The organism is Kitasatospora sp. NPDC091257, assembly GCF_044757675.1.
In the GTDB taxonomy this organism is placed as follows: domain Bacteria; phylum Actinomycetota; class Actinomycetes; order Streptomycetales; family Streptomycetaceae; genus Kitasatospora; species Kitasatospora lactacystinica.
In genome coordinates, this window is sequence record NZ_JBIVVI010001824.1 from 1 (window position 1) to 1,151 (window position 1,151).

Below are 1,151 nucleotides of genomic sequence, written 5' to 3' on the forward strand. Positions count from 1 at the left end.
CCCGGAACCCGTCGTCCGGGCCCGGACGACGCCCCGTACAGCCCTCTGACCAGCGAGGACGGAACGGCCGGATCCTGACGCCCGCTCCGGGGGCGGCTTGCGCCCGGAGCCCCGGACCGTCCACTTCCGGACGGGACCGCACCCTTCCGCCGTCGTCACGCTCTGTCACCCAACCACCCCTCAGCGGACTCGCCGTCACGCTGTGAGGTCAAAAGCACACGGGGGGGCTTCAACAGGGGCTTCGGAGCCCGGTGAATATCCGTCCGAAGTGGTTCATGCCGCTATACCAACCCCCGTGCGGAGTAATAGTCGCATCACCGAATCGCGCCAAGATCGTGCCACGGTAAGCTGACGGCATGACAGGACAAGTTCGCACCGTCGACGGTCGCGTCGCCGGGCGACGCGGACAGGAGACGCGGCAGAAGCTGCTCGATTGCCTCCGCGAGATGCTCAGCACGTCGCCCTATCGGGACGTCAAGGTCATCGACGTCGCCCGTATGGCGGGTACCTCCCCCGCGACCTTCTACCAGTACTTCCCGGATGTCGAGGGCGCTGTCCTCGAAATCGCCGAGGAAATGGCCAAGGACGCCGACCAGCTCAAAGAGCTGGTGGCCGGAAAGTCCTGGGCAGGGAAGTCCGGACCGACCACTTCGGAAGAACTGGTCGACGGATTCCTCGCCTTCTGGCGCAAGAACGACGCCATTCTCCGAGTGGTCACGCTCGGTGCCGCCGAAGGGGACAAGCGGTTCTTCAAGATCCGCATGACGGTCCTCAACGCGGTCGCCAAGCCACTCGCGGAGGCCGTCAAGGAACTCCAGGCGAAGGGTCAGGCCGACAAGTCGCTCGATCCGAACGCCGTGGCCGGGGCCCTGGTCTCGCTGCTCGCCTCGGCGGCCGAGCACCAGAAGGCCTTCACCTCCTGGGGCGTCAAGGTCAAGGACCTCAAGCCCAACCTCGCTCCCCTGGTGTACCTGGGCGTCACCGGCAAGAAGGCGCCCAAGTAGGACCGTTCTCCGACCCATCATCCGCTCCGCGCGCAGCCCCGGCCTCCTGTCCGGGGAACGACGGACGGCGGCCGTGTCCTCGGGGGAGGTCCGCCGACGTACCGCACGCGCGCCAGACATGCCGGTGGGCGGGCACCCGGGACATTG

1 protein-coding gene is annotated in these 1,151 nt (G+C 67.2%); it reads left to right on the plus strand.

Translation table 11 applies throughout. The features are described from left to right. Positions 1-356 precede the first annotated feature (356 nt). On the plus strand, positions 357-1,004 hold the full coding sequence (locus ACIQOV_RS42290; protein WP_224284690.1) for a TetR family transcriptional regulator: 648 nt from the start codon (positions 357-359) through the stop codon (positions 1,002-1,004). Positions 1,005-1,151 lie beyond the last annotated feature (147 nt).